This window comes from Flavobacterium sp. J372, from assembly GCF_024699965.1.
Taxonomy (GTDB): domain Bacteria; phylum Bacteroidota; class Bacteroidia; order Flavobacteriales; family Flavobacteriaceae; genus Flavobacterium.
Window position 1 is genome coordinate 2364539 of the sequence record NZ_JAJOMZ010000004.1, and the last position, 17427, is coordinate 2381965.

A 17427-nucleotide genomic window follows, 5' to 3' on the forward strand; every position below is an offset into this window, starting at 1 on the left:
ATAATTTAATTGACTCCAAACCCAATAAAATATATCCACTATTACCTACACCACAATCACATTTGTATTCTTCACTTCCCCAATCATAAATGTGCTGTGCGTACTGCCTATGTGCTGTAAGGTTGTTAGCTTAGTTACCATAAACTCGCGGTAGGCCTCCATATTTTCAACATAAATCTTTAGGATATAGTCGTAATCGCCGCTTACGTGGTAGCACTCCAGCACTTCTTCCAGTTGCTTTACTTCTTTCTCAAAGCGGGTCAGGTATTCTTTGGTGTGCTGTATGAGTTTTAAATGGCAAAACACTACAAAGCCCTTGTTGACTTTCTTTCTGTCGACTAAAGCTACATACTTCTCTATAATTCCCTCGCGCTCCAGTTTCTTTACACGCTCATAAACCGCTGTAACCGAAAGACTGAGCTTGGCAGACAGCTGTTTGGTGGTTTGCGTGCTATCTTCCTGAAGCAGGGCTAGCAGCTTCTTGTCAGTGGCATCTAAATTCATCCTGAAAATTTTTCTTGATAACTATCCATTGTAATTAATCAAAAAGATATTTTATCTATTAAAATCCAAAAATACAGATTTAAAATCTGATTTAATTCAATATGATTGACTAAAATGCAATATTTCATTCTATTTGAAAACATTAAAACTACTCATCATGGAAAACTTCAATCCCGCAGACAAGATACAGGATCTGCAATATTTCGGTGAATTTGGCGGCGTAAACCCTTCAATATCCGACTCTTCAACATACACATTCCTTTCGGCGAAGACAATGTTCGACACCTTCGAAGGCAATATGGAAGGCTGCTACCTGTACTCACGCCATTCATCGCCAAGCAACCTGTATTTAGGGCAGGCGCTTGCAGCCATGGAAGGTACTGAAGCCGCCAACGTAGCGGCATCGGGCATGGGCGCTATCACTCCGGTACTACTACAGCTTTGCGGCGCGGGCGATCATATCGTATCAAGCCGCACAATCTATGGTGGAACGTATGCTTTCATGAAAAATTTCCTGCCGAGGCTGAATATAAAAACGGCTTTCGTCGACATCACTAAGCTTGATGTTGTTGAGGCAGCTATAACCCCCGATACTAAAGTGCTTTATTGTGAGACTGTCAGCAACCCGCTATTGGAAGTAGCAGATATTGATGGCCTTGCCAAAATAGCAAAAAAGCATAACCTGAAGCTGGTAGTTGACAATACATTCTCGCCGCTTTCTGTAGCTCCTGCAAAAATGGGTGCTGATGTGGTGATACACAGCCTTACCAAATTCATCAACGGAAGCAGTGACACGGTAGGAGGCGTAGTTTGCGGCACACAGCAATTCATCAACGAACTTCGCAGCGTAAACGATGGCGCAAGCATGCTCCTGGGGCCAACGATGGACAGCCTGCGTTCTGCCTCTATAATGAAAAACCTACGCACGCTCCACATCCGTATGAAGCAGCATAGCCACAATGCCATGTACCTTGCGCAGCGATTTGAAAAGGACGGTATCAAGACTGTTTATCCGGGACTGGCAAGCCACCCGAGCCATGAGCTTTACAAAAGCATGATTAACCCTGAATTCGGCTTTGGCGGAATGATGACCATAGACGTTGGCACCCTTGATAAAGCTAACGCACTTATGGAACTGATGCAAGAGCGTAACTTGGGCTACCTCGCCGTTTCACTTGGTTTCTACAAAACGTTATTCAGCGCACCGGGCACATCTACATCAAGCGAAATTCCGTTGGATGAGCAAAAAGAAATGGGCTTGAGCGACGGACTGATACGCTTCTCTATCGGCCTTGACAATGATATTGAAAGGACGTACCGGATGATGAAGGCCTGTATGATTGACCTTAATATACTTACTGAAGAAGCAGTAACGGTATAACATATTATCATAAAAAATTCGCGTTACCACAAGTAGCGCGAATTTTTTATGTAACAAATTGGCACACTCCAACACATATACTTCAACAAAATAAATCGGTAAATTCGCCTTTCTCAAACAAACACAATATGAAAAAAGTTTTATGGCTCTTCCTGCTTTCGGGCTTGACGGCCAACGCACAAAAAAACCTTACTATCCAGGAAGCGACTTCGGGCCAGTACCGAGAGTTCGCCCCGAAAACAATTGTTGCGCCACACTGGAGGCCTGATACCCGCGTGCTTACACACCTTGATGAAACGTACGGCAAACTGATGATGCGAACCGAGAGCGGCGACTGGGCTGAAACCGTATTGCTTACCAAAGAAGACCTTTCAGTAGCATTGAAAGCAAAATTTCCGCAGGAGACATTCAACCTCAGGATGTTCCCGTATGATTATGAGTGGAAAGATAAAAGTACATTGAAACTGAATGTTGCGGGCGAGAATAACACTTATGTAGTACTGTTTGATGCTGACAGCAAAACCATTAAGAGCGCCATCGCCATTTCACCTGAAGCAGCCCAGCAACAGCTGTCGCCCAACGGAAACCATGTGGCATGGCTTAAGGATAATAACATTGTAATCACTCCGCAAAACGGAAGCAACTTCAACGTAACAAATGATACCGATAAAGGCATCGTGAACGGAAGCGACTATGTGCACCGCCAGGAGTTCGGCATCAATAAAGGTATGTGGTGGAGCCCTGACAGCAGTAAGCTGCTTTACTACCGCAAAGATGAGACTATGGTTACCAACTATCCGCTGGTGCAGTGGGGTGGCCGCATAGCCGAAAACAAGGATATAAAGTACCCAATGGCGGGCATGAAGAGCGAGGAAGTTACGCTTGTGGTATATAACGTCAATAATCAGCAGAAAGCAACCCTAAAAACAGGCGAACCAAAGGAGCAGTACCTTACATCGGTAACGTGGAGTCCGGATGGCAAAAGCGTGTTTGTTGGTGTGCTGAACCGCGGGCAGGACCACCTGAAGATCAACCAGTATGACGCCGCAAGCGGTAATTTGGTAAAGACATTGTTTGAAGAGAAAGCTGCTACTTATGTTGAGCCGCTGCATGACCTGACTTTTGTTCCCGGTAATAACAACCAGTTCTTGTACCGCAGTGAGAAGAACGGTTTTGAGCAATTGTACCTTTATGACACCAACGGAAAACAAATACGCAACCTGGGCTACCTGGATGTTGTGATTACAGAATTCCTTGGGTTTGATACTGATGCAAAGAATGCTTTTTATATGGGGACTGCCGATACCGGATTGCAAAGGCAGGTATATAAAGTGGAACTGAAATCGGGCAAAACCATACCGGTAACGCTTATTGGAGGCATGCACAGTTCGATTGTGAGCAGTGACGGTACTTTAGTATATGACAGTTACAGCAATACTACCACGCCGAATACTATACACATCATGGATTTGAAAAAGAGAAATGCTAAAATGCTGCTTCAGGCGGAAGATCCATACAAAGGAAAGACTGTACTCCCTAAAATGGAATTAGTTATTGTAACAGCCGCCGATGGCAAGACTCCGCTTAACGGTAGGATGATTTATCCGGCTAATTTTGATGCTAAAAAGAAATATCCTGCGATTGTTTACGTATACGGTGGCCCGCATGCACAGCTCGTGCAGAATGAATGGCTGGGCGGCGCGTCGTTGTTTGATTACTACCTGGCACAACAGGGCTTTATCGTTTTCACATTGGATAACCGTGGCAGCGACGCACGCGGGCGCGATTTTGAGCATGTAATTCACCGTAATCTGGGCGTAAATGAAATGGCCGACCAAATGAAGGGCGTAGCCTACCTGAAAAGCAAGCCGTTTGTAGATGCTGAAAGGATTGGTGTTTCAGGCTGGAGCTTTGGCGGCTTCATGGCGACATCACTGATGCTTGACCAGGCCGATACGTTTAAAGTTGGTGTGGCAGGTGGCCCGGTGATCGACTGGAAGTATTACGAAATCATGTATGGCGAACGCTATATGGACACCCCGCAGGAAAACCCTGAAGGCTATAAAAACACTAATGTATTAGACAAAGCCAACAAGCTAAAAGGCAGGCTTCTTGTAATACATGGGGCACAAGACCCGGTTGTGGTGCAGCAGCACAGCATGGATTTTATCCAGGCATGTATCATGGCAGGCAAAAATGTGGACTACTTCCTCTACCCTACGCAGGAACACAACATGCGCGGCAAAGACAGGGTACACCTGAACCAGAAAATCGCCGATTACTTTGAAACACACTTAAAGAAGTGATAAACAACGGAAGCTGAGAGGCTTCCGTTTTTGTTTTAAGGATTTTAATTATATTTACATTTAAAATCAATAACTAAATGAAACAAGCTTTTATCGCCGCTATATCTACCTTATTATTGTCATGTAATGACAATAAAGAAAATCCATCAACTATAAATTCAGATTCCATAGAATCTTCAAGTGAGTTTTCAATTCCTCAAGATGTCACTTATGAAATAATCGATGAGAAAGTAAATGATGTTTTAAGAAAAACGAATATTGAAATACGGTTAAATAAAGCTGTAGACGAGAATACGCTTCGCAATATAGCTTACGTTTTAAAAGCAGACAGAGAAGATTTGGAAAAACTATGGATTTTTTACTATTTACCTAGACATGAAGTTGGTAATGGTGCATGGGCAACTACACATTATTCTCCAGATTTAGAAGTGAAAATTATTGGAGCATCTGCAGAAGCAAGTGACGAAATGAATAATTTGAAAGTAACTGGTGAAATTTTAAATGTTTGGAAAGATAACGACGCTATGGTGCCTAACAAAAAATATCTTGTTAAAGAAGATGGAAAACTGTGTATGAAAACTGTGTATGCAAAAAGCAGTATGACCAGCGCAGGAGAACTAAAGGAAGTTGTAAAGGAAACAAAAGTACAAGGACGTTTACGTTATGACTATGATAACAATCATGGTGAATATTATCTTATCGAAAAAAATGGAAACTTAGGATATTACAGTGAAAACGGAAAGTTTAAAGAACTTGTAAAAGAATAAGTCATAATAGAATTTTATTAAATGGAAGCATCATAAGCTTCATTTTTTATTTTAACTCCTTCACTCCCTTAATAAACAGCCACTTCATAAGCAGCTTCTCTTCACCATAAATTGTCACAGCCTGGAACTTCGGTGTAAGCAATGATGCGGCCACCGCAGATGTAATGGGAATCCAAAGCCCGTCAAGCCCGGTAAACCTTACGATTAAAAAATAGGCCAGCGTAAAGTGTGCAGCAAACCCTAAGAAGTTATATAGAAATGCTTTGGTTTTTTTAGACATAGATTCGATTTTTAGATTATTTGATTGTTCGATATTTCGACTTCCCGTACAGTCTTGCTGTCGAAAATCGAAAGATCTAATTGTCGGGGTTCTGGAATTTAGTTCGCTTGCTCCCCTCATACATCTCATATTTTACCAGCCTTGCTTCCAGCTTACCGTTGAAAAGCTTTATCTTACGCGACGGCTTCAGTCCCACAAATTTCAAGGCTTCAAGGTTGGCCGTGATGAACCATGCGTTGGTATTGGGGTAGCTCTGTTTAAGCGTATCGCCTATCTCGCGATAAAAACGCTCCATTTGTATATCAAGCCTCTCGCCATAGGGAGGATTAAATACCATGTGCAGCGGACCACGCGTCTCCTTTTGGCTGTCGAAGAAATTCTCTTCAGTAATCGTTACATATTCCTCGAGGTTGGCATTGCGTATGTTATCTTTCGCTTTGGCAACTGCACTTGGGGCTTTGTCAGTACCTTTTATCGTATAATGAAACTCGCGTGTTTTGCTCATCAGCGAGTCGATAATTTTATCAAACAGGTCATTATCCCAGTCATTCCATTTTTCAAAGGCAAACTCCTTGCGGTTAATGTTCGCCGGTATATTGCAGGCAATCATCGCAGCTTCGGCTAGAATTGTTCCCGAACCGCACATTGGGTCAACAAAGTCGCTGCTACCGTCCCACCCGCTTAAAAGCAGCATACCAGCGGCAAGTACCTCGTTTATAGGTGCAATATTGGTAGCAGTACGGTAGCCGCGGTGATGCAGTGAGGCACCACTTGTATCAAGCGCTACAGAAACCTGTTCGCCGTGAATATGGAGGTTTATACGCACGTCCGGATGGGTCCTTATCTATGCTCGGGCGTTTGCCGAATTTGTCACGAAACTGGTCAACAATCGCATCTTTGGCTTTCAAAGCCACAAACTGTGAGTGGTTAAAATGATCTGAAAACAGTGTTACGTCAATTACAAACGTCTGGTTAGCCGAAAGGTATTGGCTCCAGTCAAGGGTTTGCATGCCTTTGTAAAGGCTGGCTTCATTGTAGGCTCTGAAATTATATATAGGCTTCAATATTTTCAAAGCGGTACGTAGCGCAATGTTGGCTTTATACATAAAGCCTTTATCACCCTTGAAGCTTACCATGCGCACACCCTGCTCTACTTCCTGCGCACCCAGTTGCTGTAACTCTTTTGCCAGTATTTCTTCAAAGCCGAAGAATGTTTTGGCTATCATTTTAAAATTCTCCACAAGCATAATTTATTCCATGCAAAAGTAGCTATTTTAATCTACTTCGTTCGGAGAAGTGATTGCAAGAAATGTTAATAAAATTTTAACATGAATAATCTTAATCATTCAAAATTTAATTTACATTTGGTATTGAATCAGAACAAATCGTTCCTGATTAGGCGGAAACCGAAAAGCCGGAGAGTAGGTAACTAACAAAACTTAACCAATGAAAAAACTTTTAATTGCAATTTTCAGCCTTGGCGCTGTTTGCTCTTATGGCCAGAAGCTTGACAAATTTGGCGCAGAAATGGGTAAAAAATCGGTAATGGGCAAAGAAATCCGTGTACCGTATACTGATGTGGTTAGCTACTACGGCTACATCAAGCCGGGTTCAAAACCAGATGAAGTGCGTGGCGGCAAAAACTACTACTATCTGTATGTATGGATACCGGCTGCAGCGCCTGAACTTGGCATCAGGATGGCATCTCCAGTACCTGCGAAAATGGCACCTGAAGGCTCTGATTATGTATCTGCGGCTTACACGGAAAACAAGGCAGATGCAGCATCATATTTTGATACCTGGATTTCATTTGAAAGAGCGGAAGGTATAGTTTCTAAAGGTGATTTGGCAAAAGCCTCAAAAGCTTCATGGAAATCATATGAAACAAATGATGACAGCAGCGAAATGCCTGCACAGCCGTCAGGTAATAAGTACAACTCGCTTATGCGCATTACCAGTGATGTTAATAATCCTGCAAAAGCACTTGTGGCAGGACTTTACCGTGTTGGTTTCACAACTTACAAAACAGGTGATGTTAAAGGCAGCTTTGTAGCTCAGCTTGGTGCTCCCGTAAAACTTCCCGGGGTAGTTGTGGCGCAGTCCCTTGACGAGCTTGCAAAACAGGTAAAATAATTTACAAGATAAAAATAAATAGAAGCGCTGTACATACAGCGCTTTTTTTTGTGCCTTAGAACCTATAATTATCGGCTTATTGCACTACATTTGCATTACAAGCCAAACGCATGCAAAAAGAAACAAACACCTGGTACGCCTCGTGGTTCGATACGCCTTACTACCACATACTTTATAAAGACCGAGATTATGAGGAAGCCCAGCTTTTTATGGACAACCTCACTAACTATCTTAACCTTCCTGAAGACGCTAAAATACTTGACCTGGCCTGCGGCAAAGGGCGGCACTCTATATACCTGAGCCAACTGGGATATGATGTTACAGGTGCCGACTTGAGCGAAAACAGCATTGCTGAAGCTAAAAAACATGAGAATGAAAAGCTGCATTTTACAGTGCATGACATGCGTGAGCCCTTCAATGAAAAATTTGATGCTATCTTTAACCTTTTCACAAGCTTTGGCTATTTTGAAGATGACAATGATAACGTGCGTACTCTAAAAGCAATATGCGAAAGCCTCAGCGATTATGGCTTTGGTGTGATTGATTTTATGAATGTTCATAACGTAATCAATAATCTTGTTCCTGAAGAGACTAAAACTGTTGACGGTATTGACTTTCACATCAAGCGCTACGTAAAAGACGGCCATATCTTTAAAGAAATTGATTTTGAGGACAAAGGCAAGAAATTCCATTTTACCGAGCGTGTGCAGGCTATTACCCTTGAAGATTTTGAAGCCATGATGGAAGAAGCCGGGATACACCTTCTTGATATTTTCGGTGATTACAGGCTGCGGAAATTTTACAAAAATGAATCAGAACGCCTTATCCTGATTTTTAAATGATGATATATTTATTACCCTTTCTGTCGGTTATTATAGGTTACCTGGCAGCGCTTCTGCTTAAGCCTTCCAACAAAAAAAGCCTTAAACTGCTGCTTGCATTTAGCGGCTCATTCCTTCTGTCACTTACGGTGATGCATTTACTGCCTGAAGTGTATGAAGCAAGCCTGCATTCGCATCACGGGCATGAACATGACGGCCATGCCCACGCCCATGGTAACAACATCATCGGTATCTATATAATGGCCGGCATCGTGTTCCAGATCATTCTCGAATACTTTTCAAAAGGCGCTGAACACGGGCATGTGCATGCCCATAAAGATGATCACCTTCACAAAATGCCATGGCTGCTTTTCATTAGCCTGTGCATACATGCCCTGCTTGAAGGTATGCCGGTAAGCCACCACCATGATATGGCCTGGGGAATTGCCATACACCATTTCCCTATCGCTATAATCCTGACAGCATTTTTTGTCAATTCAGGGCTTAATAAAGTTGCCGTTATGCTTTTTATGGCGGCGTTTGCGGCAATGACTCCGCTGGGCACATTGCTAAGCGCCGAACTGCATTTCGTAAGCCATTACTACACAGAAATATCGGCTATTGTTGTGGGGATACTTTTTCATATTTCATCAACCATAATCTTTGAAAGCGGCGAGAACCACAAATTCAATATGGCTAAGCTTTTAGCGATAATTCTTGGTGTAATCTTCGCATATTTTATATAATTTTAGAGAAAACTAACGCTATGTCTTTCACCCGGACAACCGAGCAATCATCAAAATATGTGCATCTTGAAAAAATGCCGCTTGGTGAGCTGCTTCAAAACATAAACAACGAAGATAAAACCATACCCCTGGCAATTGAAAAGGCGCTGCCGCAGATTGAAGCTTTGGCTGCAAAAGTGGTTGAGAAGCTTCGCAATGGCGGGCGTTTATTTTATATTGGCGCGGGTACAAGCGGGCGCTTGGGTATTGTTGATGCAAGTGAATGCCCTCCTACTTTCGGCGTACCATTTGATTTAGTCATAGGCCTCATAGCCGGCGGCGATACTGCCATACGTCGCGCTGTTGAGTTTGCCGAAGATGACCGCGAGCAAGCCTGGAAAGACCTTTGTGAATACAACATTAACGAGAGAGATATAGTGATTGGGATAGCCGCTTCGGGCACAACACCTTATGTTATTGGCGGGTTAGAAATGTGCAATGCGAATAACATAGCCACAGGCTGTATAACCTGTAACCAGGGAAGCCCACTTGCTACCACGGCGCAATATCCTGTAGAAGTAGTGACTGGTCCTGAATTTGTTACAGGGAGCTCACGTATGAAAGCCGGTACCGCCCAAAAGCTGGTGTTAAACATGATAAGTACATCAGCTATGATTCAGCTTGGGCGTGTCAAAGGCAATAAGATGGTAGATATGCAACTGAGCAATCATAAGCTGGTAGATCGCGGTGTGCGCATGATTATGGATGAGATAAACATTTCGTACGAAGAAGCGAAAGCGCTTCTTGATGAGCATAAAAATGTACGAATAGCAATAGATGCCTATGCCAACAGATAAAAAAACATTAATGCGCGGTGTGCGCTACCTTGCCCTTACCTTGCCGCTTTTTATATTGGGGCCGGTAGTGATACACAGTTCGTTTAAAAACCAGGGGCATCCGTTATTTATACCTATACTCGGCCTGGGTGCAATTTTATGCCTTATGGCTATTTGGTATATGTTTATGGGAATACGTACAATACTAAAAAGCATGATTGACTGATGGAAGCAACCACAGCCTATATTGAAAGTGTACGCAAACAGTTTCAATACTATAAAATGCTCGGTGAAAAAGCCATGTCACAACTTGAGCCGGAACAGCTTTTTTATAGCGCTAACGATGATACCAACAGCATCGCCATCATCGTGAAGCACCTGCACGGCAACATGATGAGCCGGTGGACCGACTTCCTCACAAGCGATGGTGAGAAAGAATGGCGCAATCGTGACGACGAGTTTGAAAATCCGTACACAAATAAAGAAACACTCCTGCAAAAATGGAATGAAGGATGGGAATGCCTGTTTAAAGCGTTAGACACAGTTACAGCCGATCACCTGCATCATATCATTTATATACGTAACGAAGGCCATACCATTATAGAGGCTATAAACCGCCAGTTGGCGCATTACCCTTATCATATCGGGCAGATTGTATTCTACGGTAAAATGCTTAAGCAATCTGCGTGGGACAGCCTTTCCATTCCGCGCAACAGCTCTAAACAATACAATGCTGATAAATTCTCACAGGAGAAAACTGTCCGCAACTTCACAGACAATGAGCTTAACCGACTTTCAAATACTGAAAATAAATGAGATATTTAGTTACATTGCTACTTTTTGTAACGCTGGCATCATGCTATAATGTAGAGCGCAACTGCAACGACTTTAAAACCGGTAAGTTTAGATTCGAGTATGAAATTGACGGTAAAAAGAAAACTACTGTTTTTGAGCGTGCCGGAGACATTGAAATTGAAACTTTTGAAGGAAAAACCGACACGGCATCAATCCGCTGGATAAATGACTGTGAGTATATCCTGGAAAAGATACACCCGAAAAACATGCAGGAGCAAAAGGCTGTACATATGAAAATATTGTCTACCAACGGAAATTCATATACCTTTGAGTATTCCTTTGTGGGTGACGCCAACAAACAGAAAGGTACCGTAACAAAACTTAACTAACATCCTGAACCAATGGAATTTTTAGCTAATCCTGATGCATGGGTTGCACTGCTTACCCTCACTTTCCTGGAGATTGTACTGGGTATTGACAATATCATATTTATATCTATTGTTACAGGTAAACTACCGGTTGAAGACCGAAAGAAAGCAACTCGCATAGGTTTGTTCCTGGCTATGTTCATGCGTATCGGGCTGCTGTTTGGTATTACACTGCTTATCGCGATGAAGTCAACAATTTTTGATTGGGATTGGGGATGGTTCAGCGGCAAGCTTACAGGTCAGGCACTGATATTGCTGCTTGGCGGACTTTTCCTTATTTATAAGAGTACCAAAGAGATACATGAAAAAGTAGACCATAAAGGCGAAGAAGAAAAAACCATCGCTTCATCAGCCAAAAAATCATTTGGTAATGTAATACTGCAAATATTAATGATAGACCTGATTTTCTCGGTTGACTCTATCCTAACTGCTGTAGGCATGACCAACGGACTCGAAGGCGCTTTATATATTATGATTACAGCAGTTGTGATTTCGGTAGGTATTATGATGCTCTTCGCTGTGCCTGTAGGCAATTTTGTAAATGCCAACCCGTCAATACAAATACTGGGCCTCGCTTTCCTGATACTTATAGGCTTTATGCTGATAACCGAAAGCATGCACCTTTCACACGCAGAACTTGCAGGCCAGCAGATTGGTACCGTGCCTAAAGGCTATCTTTATTTTGCCATAGCATTCTCATTGGCAGTCGAGTTCATCAATATGAAAATGCGAAAATCTAAAACCGGATCAATGTAATATAAAACCCCGCCGTAGCGGGGTTTTTTTAATCTAAACTTAAAGTTATTTGTCCGTCATCATCAAGGGTTACCGGCGCATCCTCATCAGTAAGATTTTCTTCGCCGCTAACTTCCATCTCTTCCGGGATTTCTTCTTCAGGCGCCTCATACGGCAGCGGGTCAAGCAGGTTTATCTGCTTCAGCTTATCGCCTGTCAATTGGTTTCCTAGCGCCTTAATGCCTTTTACGGCAATAAAATCCTCAAGGTCAACCACCTGGTTTTCTTTTTGAACGCCTTTTACTTTAGCGAAAACCACCTCAGCTACCGGCCTGTAATCCGTAGATACAATTTCCAGTTGTGAGTCCTGATGCTCTGTAATGAACAGTTCTTCCTTATTCTCATTTTCAATAAGGAAACGCTTTACAAAGTACTTTTGCTTCTCGCCGTCATAGTAAATGGCGGATATCGGCTTTTTAGGCACCCATTTTTTCCAGCACTATCATACCGTCATCAAAACGTGTTGAAAGTTCCGGTATAATAGTTTTCACTTTACCATTTTGGTTAATGATAAGCAGCCTGTCGTTCGGGCGGAATTCACCAAGCAGTTCTCCCCTGCCATCAACGTTCAGCCTTTGCACCGTATCATCAAACCACACGCGGCGCGGTTTCAGGGTAGAGATGCCTTTTTCCTTAAGCTCTATTTTTTTGATAGGGTATTTTGTAACGGTATTACCTTTAGAGTTACGCCCTTTTATAGCGAGATTCGCAAAATCAAGATCGAATTTCAGCTTTTTCACGCTTCCTACCTGACGCAGCAGTATTGTCACAACCTCAGCCTCACCATTAGGGTTGCACGAGAAATACAGCACCTGAGAGCCCGGCTTTTCCTGCGTAAGATCATACAACTTATCACGGGTGATGCCTGACACATTAAAACGCTTGACGTATGATGGGCCCGACTTACCATCGCGGTAAATCATGTTGTAAATGGTTCGTTTGTCGTTCTTATCAAATACCGAAACGTGTATGATGTCTTTACCCACAAAAGTCTTTACATCAACTTTAGTCACCATCATGCTGCCATCACGCAGGAATACTATGACGTCGTCAATATCACTGCAGTCGGCTACATATTCGTCTTTCTTAAGTCCGGTACCAATAAAGCCTTCCTCACGGTTTACATATAGTTTAGTGTTTCTAAGTACTACTTTGGTCGCCTCAATGTTATCAAAGCTGCGGAGTTCGGTCTTGCGCTCGCGGCCTTTGCCGTAGCGGTCTTTCAGCCCCTGGAAGTAGCTGATGGCAAAATCAATAAGATTCTCCAGATGGTGCTTCACCTGCTCTATTTCGCCTTCAAGAGCTTCAATTTTTTCCTGTGCCTTATCAATGTCAAACTTAGAGATGCGCTTGATGCGGATTTCCGTAAGGCGAACAATATCTTCCTCGGTCACGGCGCGCTTCAGGTGCTTGGTAAAAGGCTTTAACCCCTCATCGATAGCACGGATAACGCCTTCCCATGTTTCTTCCTCTTCAATAAGGCGGTAAATCCTGTTTTCGATGAAAATACGCTCAAGCGACTGGAAATGCCATTGTTCTTCAAGTTCATCCAGCTGAATTTCAAGTTCACGTTTTAGTAAATCTACTGTACGCTTTGTGGAGATTCGAAGCATATCACTAACACCTACAAAGTACGGCTTATTGTCTTCAATAACACACCCCAGCGGCGCTACCGATGTTTCGCATGCCGTGAAAGCGAATAGCGCATCAATGGTTTTATCAGGAGAAACACCCGGCGGAAGATGAATGAGTATCTCAACATCAGCGGCCGTATTGTCCTCAATCTTCTTAACTTTTATCTTGCCTTTCTCGTTGGCTTTCAGGATACTGTCAATCAGCGTACCTGTATTTGTTGAGAACGGTATTTGTGTAATTACGAGCGTGCTTTTATCAAGCTGTGAAATTTTGGCCCGCACACGCACACGACCACCGCGCATGCCGTCATTGTAATTAGATATGTCTGCAATACCACCAGTCGGGAAATCAGGGAACAGCGTAAACGGCTTGTTCTTTAATATTTTTATGGAAGCATCAATCAACTCATTAAAGTTATGCGGAAGTACCTTTGTAGATAAGCCTACCGCAATACCTTCAGCGCCCTGAGCGAGCAGCAGCGGGAACTTCACAGGTAGGTTCACCGGCTCATTACGGCGCCCGTCATACGACAGCTGCCATGTGGTGATCTTAGGGCTGTACAACACCTCTAGTGCAAATTTCGACAGTCGCGCCTCAATGTAACGTGAAGCCGCGGCGCCATCACCGGTAAGGATGTTACCCCAGTTACCCTGCGTATCAATAAGCAGTTCTTTCTGGCCTATCTGCACCATGGCATCACCAATACTGGCATCGCCGTGCGGGTGGTACTGCATGGTATGTCCCACTACGTTGGCTACTTTGTTATAGCGGCCATCATCGAGCTCTTTGAGCGAGTGCATAATACGGCGCTGCACGGGCTTAAACCCGTCCTCAATGGCAGGCACCGCACGCTCCAGGATAACGTATGACGCATAATCCAGGAACCAGTCTTTATACATGCCGGTTACCTTGGTAATGGTCTCGCCGCTATCAGGGTTGTCCTGCTTCTCGTAAAAATGCTCCCCTTCGAAGGGGTTTAGGTTTTCTTCTTCGTTCATTTATATTGAAACTCCAATCTCAATTCTATTTAAAACGTGTAGCAATATTTTACTCCACCACATCCAGCTCCACTTTCAGGTTATTGATTATAAACTCCTGCCTGTCGGGTGTGTTCTTACCCATGTAAAATTCCAGCAGGTTTTGTATTGATGTTGCGCTATCGAGCTGCACAGGGTCAAGGCGTATCTCCTGGCCTATGAAGTGCTTGAACTCGTCAGGCGAAATTTCTCCCAGTCCCTTAAATCGTGTTATCTCGGGTTTGCCTTTCAGCTTCTCTATCGCATTGCGGCGCTCTTCTTCGCTGTAGCAGTATATGGTTTCTTTTTTGTTCCTTACGCGGAACAACGGCGTCTGTAAAATATACAGGTGGTTCTCCTTGATAAGCTCTGGGAAGAACTGCAAAAAGAACGTTATCAGCAGCAGGCGTATGTGCATACCGTCAACGTCGGCATCGGTAGCGATCACGATGTTGTTATAGCGCAGGTTCTCCATCTCCTCCTCAATGTCAAGCGCGGCCTGCAGAAGGTTGAATTCTTCGTTCTCATACACAATCTTTTTGCTCATGCCATACGAGTTCAAAGGCTTACCGCGAAGGCTGAAAACCGCTTGTGTGTTAACATCGCGCGATTTGGTGATGGAACCTGAAGCCGAATCACCTTCGGTTATGAACAGCGTACTTTCTAAACTTCTAGGATTCTTGGCATCAGTCAAGTGTACACGACAGTCACGTAGCTTTTTGTTGTGAAGGCTTGCTTTTTTTGCCCTGTCACGTGCCAATTTGCGTATACCGGATAATTCTTTGCGCTCGCGTTCCGCCTGCAATATTTTTTTTAGTAATGCATCAGCTACTTCCGGATTGCGGTGCAGGAAGTTGTCAAGCTTGTTCTTGATGAAATCGTTCACAAACGCACGTACGCTCGGCGAGTTCGGACCCCATCTCTGTCGAACCAAGCTTGGTCTTGGTCTGCGATTCAAATACTGGCTCTTCCACCTTAACGCTTATGGCGCTCACAATTGATTTACGGATGTCTGACGCTTCAAAATTCTTATTGTAAAATTCCTTAATCGTTCGCACAATCGCCTCTCTAAAGGCTCCTAAATGCGTACCTCCCTGTGTGGTATTCTGCCCATTGACGAACGAGTAATATTCCTCGCTGTACTGGGTCTTGCTGTGCGTCATCGCAATCTCTATGTCATCATCCTTAAGGTGGATGATGTCATAAATCCTGTCTTCCTCAGCAATGGTCTCGCCAAGCAAATCTGCAAGGCCGTTGTCACTATAAAATTTTTCGCCGTTATAAATTATCGTCAGCCCGGTATTCAGGTAACAATAATTCTTAAGCATCTTTACAATGTACTCGTTGCGGTACTTGTAATTCTTGAATATTGTGTCGTCTGCCGTGAAGGTTACCTTTGTCCCTTTGCGCTTAGTAGTTTCGGCAAGGTCTTCTTCCTTCACAAGCTCACCGGCCGAAAACTCTGCTGCCTTTATCTGGTTATCGCGAACTGACTCAACCCTGAAGTAATTCGACAATGCATTTACCGCTTTCGTACCCACACCATTCAGCCCAACAGATTTCTTGAAGGCCTTGGAGTCGTACTTACCGCCGGTGTTCATTTTGCTCACCACGTCAACCACCTTACCCAGCGGTATCCCACGGCCAAAGTCGCGTACGCTTACGGTTTTGTCTTTTACTGTCACTTCGATGGTCTTGCCGGTACCCATTACAAACTCATCAATAGAGTTGTCAATCACCTCTTTGATAAGGATGTAGATACCATCATCAGGCGATGAGCCGTCTCCCAGTTTGCCGATGTACATACCGGGGCGCATACGGATGTGCTCTTTCCAGTCGAGCGAGCGGATATTATCTTCAGTATACTGATTTTGTTCCAGCATGAAATAAAGTCGATTTTGCGCTAATATACCGTATTTGCACAAAAAATGAAAGCCGGATGCATGAAACTTATCAAAAGTATCTTAACATCCGGCGGAGTGTTTTATAGTTTAAACTAATTCCTGTTTATCCTGTAGGCAGCAACCGAGCGCTGGTTGATAAAAACCGTAAGGTATCCGTTGGAATTCGGCGGAAGCTGTACCTCAAACTCGGCCATATCGCCATTTTTCCGCGGATTTACTTCTTTAAAAACCCGGTCTTTGCTAAAGGTGTATGCAACTTTGTCTGTGGGCTTAAGATTCTTTATTTTGAACGGAACTACATTAGCCATTTTATTGGTAAAAGTACCTACGCCGGGGCTGGCAAATTCATAGCCACCCATAAGGTAATTGCTGTAATAAAGCGGTGTGTCGGCAAAATCGGCTTTAGTAAGCTCTTTTGACAATAACCATTTCTCATCGTCGGGGTAATGATTTATTACAAAATCTTTAGGCTCCGTAAGAAAGTAACTGTCATTAAAGCGGAATTGGAATACAGGCTTCTCTCCTACTACGGTACCGGCACCCCAGGTAACATCTATCAGCTGCCATTTGCCATTTATTTTTACAGCGTTCCAGGCATGGTCGCTGGCACCGGGTTGTTTACCGATATGCGTCGGGTGTGATTTAGATGTGCCGGGAATAATTTCCGCTTCAAGGCCAGTCTTATGCGCAAGGCGCTCATATAAAGTTGAATAACCTTCGCATACGCCCTTTTTGGTCTTTAAAGTTTTCAATGCAAGGTCTTCACGCATTTTTCGGAGTTTTATTTCCTTTTCTTCCGGCGTGCGGTATGAAAAGCCTGCAGGTGCCTGACGGGAATTGTAAGCCTCCATATCGTATTTCACGTTGGTAGCAATCCACGTGAAAATAGCACGGGCTTTATCTTCATCAGACGTAAAGTCGGCACTTATTTTTTCGGCAAGGGCATCAACAGATTTAAATGATGCAGGATAAGCCGAAATTATGTTATCAACTTTTGCATAATCCTGAGCATAGGTTGCTGTACTAAAAAGCAAAAGCAGTAATGTGAGTAGCTGTGATAATTTTTTCATGCCAGATACTATCCAAATAAGATGCCATGAT

At 43.4% G+C, this 17427-nt stretch carries 16 protein-coding genes and 2 pseudogenes; 11 read left to right on the forward strand and 7 right to left on the reverse strand.

Translation table 11 applies throughout. From position 1 onward, the window contains the following. Positions 1-45: 45 nt before the first annotated feature. Positions 46-504, reverse strand: coding sequence for an Lrp/AsnC family transcriptional regulator (locus LRS05_RS11740; RefSeq protein WP_257868498.1), 459 nt, complete (start codon positions 502-504; stop codon positions 46-48). Between the two features lie 157 nt (positions 505-661). Between LRS05_RS11740 and LRS05_RS11745 the strand changes: the two genes are divergently transcribed. The 3 genes from LRS05_RS11745 (at position 662) to LRS05_RS11755 (ending at position 4958) form a co-directional block, all read left to right on the forward strand. Then, positions 662-1885 carry an aminotransferase class I/II-fold pyridoxal phosphate-dependent enzyme gene (locus LRS05_RS11745; RefSeq protein WP_257868499.1) on the forward strand — a complete coding sequence of 408 codons (1224 nt, stop codon included), beginning with the start codon at positions 662-664 and terminating at the stop codon, positions 1883-1885. A gap of 128 nt (positions 1886-2013) precedes the next feature. Continuing rightward, positions 2014-4191 carry a S9 family peptidase gene (locus tag LRS05_RS11750; protein WP_257868500.1) on the forward strand — a complete coding sequence of 726 codons (2178 nt, stop codon included), beginning with the start codon at positions 2014-2016 and terminating at the stop codon, positions 4189-4191. Between the two features lie 77 nt (positions 4192-4268). Next, on the forward strand, positions 4269-4958 hold the full coding sequence (locus tag LRS05_RS11755) for a hypothetical protein (protein WP_257868501.1): 690 nt from the start codon (positions 4269-4271) through the stop codon (positions 4956-4958). Positions 4959-5004: 46 nt separating this feature from the next. On the opposite strand, the gene LRS05_RS11760 is transcribed toward LRS05_RS11755, so the two are convergent. Then, positions 5005-5238, reverse strand: coding sequence for a hypothetical protein (locus tag LRS05_RS11760; protein WP_257868502.1), 234 nt, complete (start codon positions 5236-5238; stop codon positions 5005-5007). A 76-nt stretch (positions 5239-5314) separates the two neighbouring features. Beyond that, positions 5315-6464, reverse strand: a pseudogene (locus LRS05_RS11765) (class I SAM-dependent RNA methyltransferase). A 220-nt stretch (positions 6465-6684) separates the two neighbouring features. Between LRS05_RS11765 and LRS05_RS11770 the strand changes: the two are divergent. The 8 genes from LRS05_RS11770 (at position 6685) to LRS05_RS11805 (ending at position 11732) form a co-directional block, all read left to right on the forward strand. Continuing rightward, positions 6685-7371 carry a Lipl32 family lipoprotein gene (locus LRS05_RS11770; RefSeq protein WP_257868503.1) on the forward strand — a complete coding sequence of 229 codons (687 nt, stop codon included), beginning with the start codon at positions 6685-6687 and terminating at the stop codon, positions 7369-7371. 110 nt (positions 7372-7481) lie between these two features. Then, entirely contained in the window at positions 7482-8213 is a 732-nt protein-coding gene (locus LRS05_RS11775; protein WP_257868504.1) for a bifunctional 2-polyprenyl-6-hydroxyphenol methylase/3-demethylubiquinol 3-O-methyltransferase UbiG, read from the forward strand. After that, positions 8213-8938, forward strand: a complete 726-nt coding sequence (locus tag LRS05_RS11780; RefSeq protein ID WP_257869270.1) for a ZIP family metal transporter — start codon at positions 8213-8215, stop codon at positions 8936-8938. Before LRS05_RS11775 ends, LRS05_RS11780 begins: the two co-directional genes overlap by 1 nt. A 20-nt stretch (positions 8939-8958) precedes the next feature. After that, positions 8959-9774 carry an N-acetylmuramic acid 6-phosphate etherase gene (gene murQ, locus LRS05_RS11785; RefSeq protein ID WP_257868505.1) on the forward strand — a complete coding sequence of 272 codons (816 nt, stop codon included), beginning with the start codon at positions 8959-8961 and terminating at the stop codon, positions 9772-9774. Beyond that, positions 9761-9979 carry a DUF6095 family protein gene (locus LRS05_RS11790; protein WP_308224918.1) on the forward strand — a complete coding sequence of 73 codons (219 nt, stop codon included), beginning with the start codon at positions 9761-9763 and terminating at the stop codon, positions 9977-9979. Before murQ ends, LRS05_RS11790 begins: the two co-directional genes overlap by 14 nt. Next, the gene (locus tag LRS05_RS11795; protein ID WP_257868507.1) at positions 9979-10569 is read left to right on the forward strand and encodes a DUF1572 domain-containing protein; all 591 of its coding nucleotides are present in this window, start codon (positions 9979-9981) and stop codon (positions 10567-10569) included. Before LRS05_RS11790 ends, LRS05_RS11795 begins: the two co-directional genes overlap by 1 nt. Further along, positions 10566-10937 (forward strand): DNA topoisomerase IV, encoded by a 372-nt coding sequence (locus LRS05_RS11800; RefSeq protein ID WP_257868508.1) that lies wholly within the window; start codon positions 10566-10568, stop codon positions 10935-10937. Before LRS05_RS11795 ends, LRS05_RS11800 begins: the two co-directional genes overlap by 4 nt. Positions 10938-10949: 12 nt before the next feature. After that, positions 10950-11732, forward strand: a complete 783-nt coding sequence (locus tag LRS05_RS11805) for a TerC family protein (RefSeq protein WP_257868509.1) — start codon at positions 10950-10952, stop codon at positions 11730-11732. Between the two features lie 28 nt (positions 11733-11760). Here the strand turns inward: LRS05_RS11805 and LRS05_RS17680 are convergent, their stop codons facing one another. The 4 genes and pseudogenes from LRS05_RS17680 to LRS05_RS11820 form a co-directional block, all read right to left on the reverse strand. After that, positions 11761-12195, reverse strand: a complete 435-nt coding sequence (locus LRS05_RS17680) for a hypothetical protein (protein WP_374707772.1) — start codon at positions 12193-12195, stop codon at positions 11761-11763. Then, on the reverse strand, positions 12188-14404 hold the full coding sequence (locus tag LRS05_RS11810) for a DNA gyrase/topoisomerase IV subunit A (protein WP_374707773.1): 2217 nt from the start codon (positions 14402-14404) through the stop codon (positions 12188-12190). The genes LRS05_RS17680 and LRS05_RS11810 overlap by 8 nt, the downstream gene beginning before the upstream one ends. A gap of 49 nt (positions 14405-14453) precedes the next feature. After that, positions 14454-16305, reverse strand: a pseudogene (locus tag LRS05_RS11815) (DNA topoisomerase IV subunit B). Between the two features lie 113 nt (positions 16306-16418). Beyond that, the gene (locus LRS05_RS11820; protein ID WP_257868510.1) at positions 16419-17396 is read right to left on the reverse strand and encodes a transglutaminase domain-containing protein; all 978 of its coding nucleotides are present in this window, start codon (positions 17394-17396) and stop codon (positions 16419-16421) included. Positions 17397-17427 lie beyond the last annotated feature (31 nt).